This window comes from Gryllotalpicola sp. CP2-P1 (assembly GCF_057512245.1).
Map to the genome: position 1 here is coordinate 1 of NZ_JBLRDT010000217.1, position 4018 is coordinate 4018.

The 4018-nt window shown below is 72.0% G+C and carries 4 protein-coding genes; 2 read left to right on the forward strand and 2 right to left on the reverse strand.

The window, feature by feature from the left end:
- Positions 1–63: 63 nt before the first annotated feature.
- Positions 64–615, reverse strand: coding sequence for a dTDP-4-dehydrorhamnose 3,5-epimerase (rfbC, locus tag ACM2XV_RS13025; RefSeq protein ID WP_487027234.1), 552 nt, complete (start codon positions 613–615; stop codon positions 64–66).
- 148 nt (positions 616–763) lie between these two features.
- On the opposite strand from rfbC, the gene ACM2XV_RS13030 reads away from it, so the two are divergent.
- Both ACM2XV_RS13030 and ACM2XV_RS13035 read left to right on the forward strand, forming a co-directional pair.
- Positions 764–2293: a polysaccharide biosynthesis tyrosine autokinase gene (locus tag ACM2XV_RS13030; protein WP_487027235.1), complete on the forward strand. Its 1530-nt coding sequence runs from the start codon at positions 764–766 to the stop codon at positions 2291–2293.
- An 11-nt stretch (positions 2294–2304) separates the two neighbouring features.
- Positions 2305–2883, forward strand: a complete 579-nt coding sequence (locus tag ACM2XV_RS13035) for an arsenate reductase/protein-tyrosine-phosphatase family protein (protein WP_487027236.1) — start codon at positions 2305–2307, stop codon at positions 2881–2883.
- On the opposite strand, the gene ACM2XV_RS13040 is transcribed toward ACM2XV_RS13035, so the two are convergent.
- Positions 2861–3958: a glycosyltransferase gene (locus tag ACM2XV_RS13040; RefSeq protein WP_487027237.1), complete on the reverse strand. Its 1098-nt coding sequence runs from the start codon at positions 3956–3958 to the stop codon at positions 2861–2863. The genes ACM2XV_RS13035 and ACM2XV_RS13040 overlap by 23 nt on opposite strands.
- Positions 3959–4018 lie beyond the last annotated feature (60 nt).

Genomic DNA, 4018 nt, shown 5'->3' on the forward strand with positions numbered 1-4018 from the left:
AGCGCTATCTGGAGCGCGATGGGCGGCTCGCCCTGCAGGAAGACGCCGGCCGCGGCTGACGGCTCAGGCCGCCTCGACCCTGCTGCGGAACTCGCCCCACGAGATGCCGGCGCGATCGCGCTCGCTCACGACGGTGATGGGGGCCGGCCACGCGATCGCGAGCTCGGGGTCGTCGAAAGCGACGGTGACGTCGAAGCCCGGCGCGTAGAAGTCGTCCATCTTGTAGCAGACGTCGGTGACCGAGGTCAGTGCCTGGAACCCGTGCAGGAAGCCGCGAGGGATGTAGAGCTGACGATGCACCTGGTCGTCGAGCACGAAGCGGCGCACCTCTCCGTAGCTCGGCGACTCGGGCCGCGCATCGACGACGACGTCGAGCACGGCGCCGTGCGCGCAGCGCACGAGCTTCGCCTCACCCGTGCCGAGGCGGCCGTGCATGCCGCGCACGACGCCCTGATACGACCGCGACTGGTTCTCCTGGACGAAGCCGTGCGGATCGATCCCCGCAGAGCGCAGCTCGTTCACGTCCAGGGTGCGGGTGAAGTAGCCCCGCTCGTCCCGATGCGGCTCCGGCTCGAAGACGATGAGGCCGCTCACGTCGGTGGGGATGATCTTCACGGCCCTCAGGCTAGCCACGGCGGCCCCCGGCGGGCGCTCTCCCCAACGGGGGGTGTAGCGATCAAGGTGAGGATGCTTCACTAGTAATCGAATGGCGTCGGTCACCCGACCGATCGACCGCCACGCGCCACCCGACGACAGGAAGACCGTGACTTTCAGGCAACTCATCGATGTGCTGTGGGCGCGTCGCCTGCTGATCGCGGTCATGATGGTGATCGCGGCGGCGGCGGCCGTCGGCTATCTGCAGGTTCGCGTCATCAGCTACACCGCGACCGCGATCGTGCGCGAGAACCCGACGTTCAGCCAGGCCGCCCAGACGGGTGAGCTGGGTGGTGTGCAGGTCGACTTCGACTCGTCGACGGCGACGACGGAGAAGGTGCTCGGGCCCGCCGCCCGGTCCGTCGGGCTGCCGGCGAACGCGCTGCTCGGCACGGTCACGGTGACGAGCACCGCCGGAGCGCAGACCACGACGCTCGACATCGCGGCGAAATCGAACGACCCCGTTGCGGCGCAGCGACAGGCGACGGCCGTCGTCAAGCAGTACAGCACGTACCTGCAGGCGCAGGTCGACGACGCCGTGAAGACACTGACCGCGCGCCAGAAGGATGCGAGCGCCCAGGCCCAGCAGTACCAGCAGCAGGCCACCGCCCACCCGAACGACGCGGTCGTCCAGGCGAGCCTGACGAGCGCCCTCAGCGACCTCGGCAGCGTGGGCGACCAGCTGCAGACGGTCAAGAACGCGGGCGCGCCGCTGCTCGTCATGACGGCAGCGCAGCCGGGCGTCTCCACCGCCCCCGGCACCCTCACGGTGGTCGCGGTCGCCCTGCTCGCCGGGCTCATCGCCGGCATCGGCGTCGCGCTCATCCGCGACCAGTTCGACACGCGGGTGCGCGACGAGCGCGAGTTCGAGCACCTGACCGGGCTGCGCTCGCTCGGCGAGCTCGTCCTCGACCGCCGCGCCGCGCGCGGCAAGGACCTGCTGCCCGCCGCCGGTGTGCGCCCGACCGCCCTTCTCGAGGGCATGCGCAGCGTGCGCACGTCGATCCAGGTGCTGCTGCCGAAGCGCTCGCCGGTCATCGTGGTGACGAGCGCGCAGCCGGGCGAGGGCAAGTCCTTCGTGTCGGCGAACCTCGCGCTGTCGCTCGCTCGTGCAGGCAAGAAGGTCATCCTCGTCGGCGGCGACATGCGCCGGCCGACGCTGCACCGCTACTTCCTCGACGCCGCCGAGGGCGACGGCCTCGCGGCCATCCTCGAGAAGTCCAGCTCGCACTCGGGCGTCTCGGCGCACGAGATCGACGCAGAGCTGCACGCGACGCCGTATGCCGGCCTGCGCATCCTGCCCGCCGGGGACACCGCCCACGCCGTGGGAGACCTGCTCGCGTCATCCGATCTCGCGGCCGTGCTCGGGCACCTGCGCCAGATCGCCGACTTCGTCGTGATCGACTCGCCGCCCGCGCTGACCGTGGTCGACGCGACACTGCTCGGAAAGCACGCGGACGGCGTCGCCATCGTCGCCGGCGTTCGCAAGGTCACGCGCGACCTGCTCGCGAGCACCGTCGACACGCTCGGCCAGAACGGCGTTCCGCTGCTCGGCATCGTCGCGAACAAGTCGCGCCGCTCGGTCTCGAAGCCGAGCGAGGCCTACTACATCAAGGGCGCCGCCCGGCAGGTGGCGTGAGGCACCGGGCCATGGCCGGTGAGAGCGTGAGACCGTCGCTGCTCTTCGTCTGCACGGCGAACATGTGCAGATCGCCGCTCGCCGCGGCGCTCGCCCGGCGGGCGCTGTCCGATGCCGGGGCCGAGGTCGCGTCGGCGGGGTTCCTGCCCGGCGGCCATCAGATCCCCGCCGATACCGTCAGGGTCGCCACGGGCCTCGGCGTGCGGCTCGAGTCCCACCAGAGCACGCAGCTCACGCCGGGCATCCTCGCGCTCGCCGATGTCGTCATCACGATGACACGGCAGCAGGCGCGCGAGCTCGTCGCCGACGACGCGGAGCTGTGGCCGCGCGTGTTCACCATCAAGCAGTTCGCCCGGTGGATCACGACGCACCGGCCACCGGCCGCGGGTCTCAGCCGCGCGTGGCTCGAGGCCGAGGCCTCCGGCAGGCACCCGGTGGAGATGCTCGGCGCGGACCCCGATGACGACGTGATCGACCCGATGGGGCACCCCCCGCGGGTGTGGAACGCGGTCGCGCACGAGCTGGTCGCGGCCGTCGACGAGATCGCCGCGGCGCTGCGGCCGCGGCTCAGCTCGCCATCCACTCCCTGATGCGCGCACCGAACCCGGCGCCGTCGAACTCGCGGGCGCGGGCGCGGCAGGCCTCGGGGTCGAGCGTCGCGGCTGCCTCGACGGCGCGGCGCAGCTCGCCGCGGTCGAACGAGCGCAGGTGGACGCCCGAGACGCCGTCCACGACGGTCTCCGACGCGCCACCCAGGGCGCTCACGAGCACCGGTGTTCCCGTGGCCATCGCCTCGACGGGCATGATGCCGAAGTCCTCCACGGGCGCGAAGACGTAGACGAGGCTGCGGCGATACAGCTCGCGCAGCAGCGGGGTGCTCGGCCGGCCGACGAAGTGGACGGGGCTGCTCTGCTCGGCGGCCAGCGCCTCGAGGCGCGCGCGGTCGGGGCCGTCGCCCGCGACGATGACGGGCAGCTGCGCCGCCTCGCCCGCGGCGAGCGCGACGTCGACGCGCTTGTAGGGCACCAAGCGGGACGCCCCCAGCACGAAGGTCTCGGGCAGCGTGTCGAGCAGGCGGCGCTCGTCGGCGGCGAGCTCGCCGACGGCGTCGTCGGCGAAGGCGCTCACGTCGACGGGCGGGTGGATCACGGTGCTCTCACGATCCCAGCAGCGCTCGACGCGCTCGGCGACGAAGCGGCTCACCGTGGCGATCTTGTGCGCCTCCTGCGCGCGCCGGCGGTCGACGGCCTTGAGCGGAACGGCGGCCATGCGCTTGAGGACCCCCGCACCGCGATCGTCGAGCTGCGGCTCCCAGATGTACCGGGCGGGCGAGTGCACGAACACGTACTTCTTCGCGTCTCGGGCGGTCCCCTGCAGCCGGGCGTGGTGCGCGAACAGGTGGCTCGAGCACAGCACCCAGTCGGCATCCTTCACCTTCACGTGCCGCCAGTCCGAGAGCATGAACGGCATCGAGAGCGCCTTGTGCCGGCGCAGGGGCCCGCGCGCGAGGCGGCTCTCCGTCACCCGGAAGCTCGCGTACCGCCCCGGCGCGTCGTTCCAGGGGCACACGATCTGCGCGTCGGGGTAGGTGACGGCGAAGCTGTCGAGCACCTTCTCGGCCCCGCCCTGCGGCTCGATCCACTCGTTCACGATGACGCCGCTCATGCCGGCACCTCCATCCGTCCCGCGGCGCGCTCCAGCACGCGCCGCATCTCCGTCGCCCGG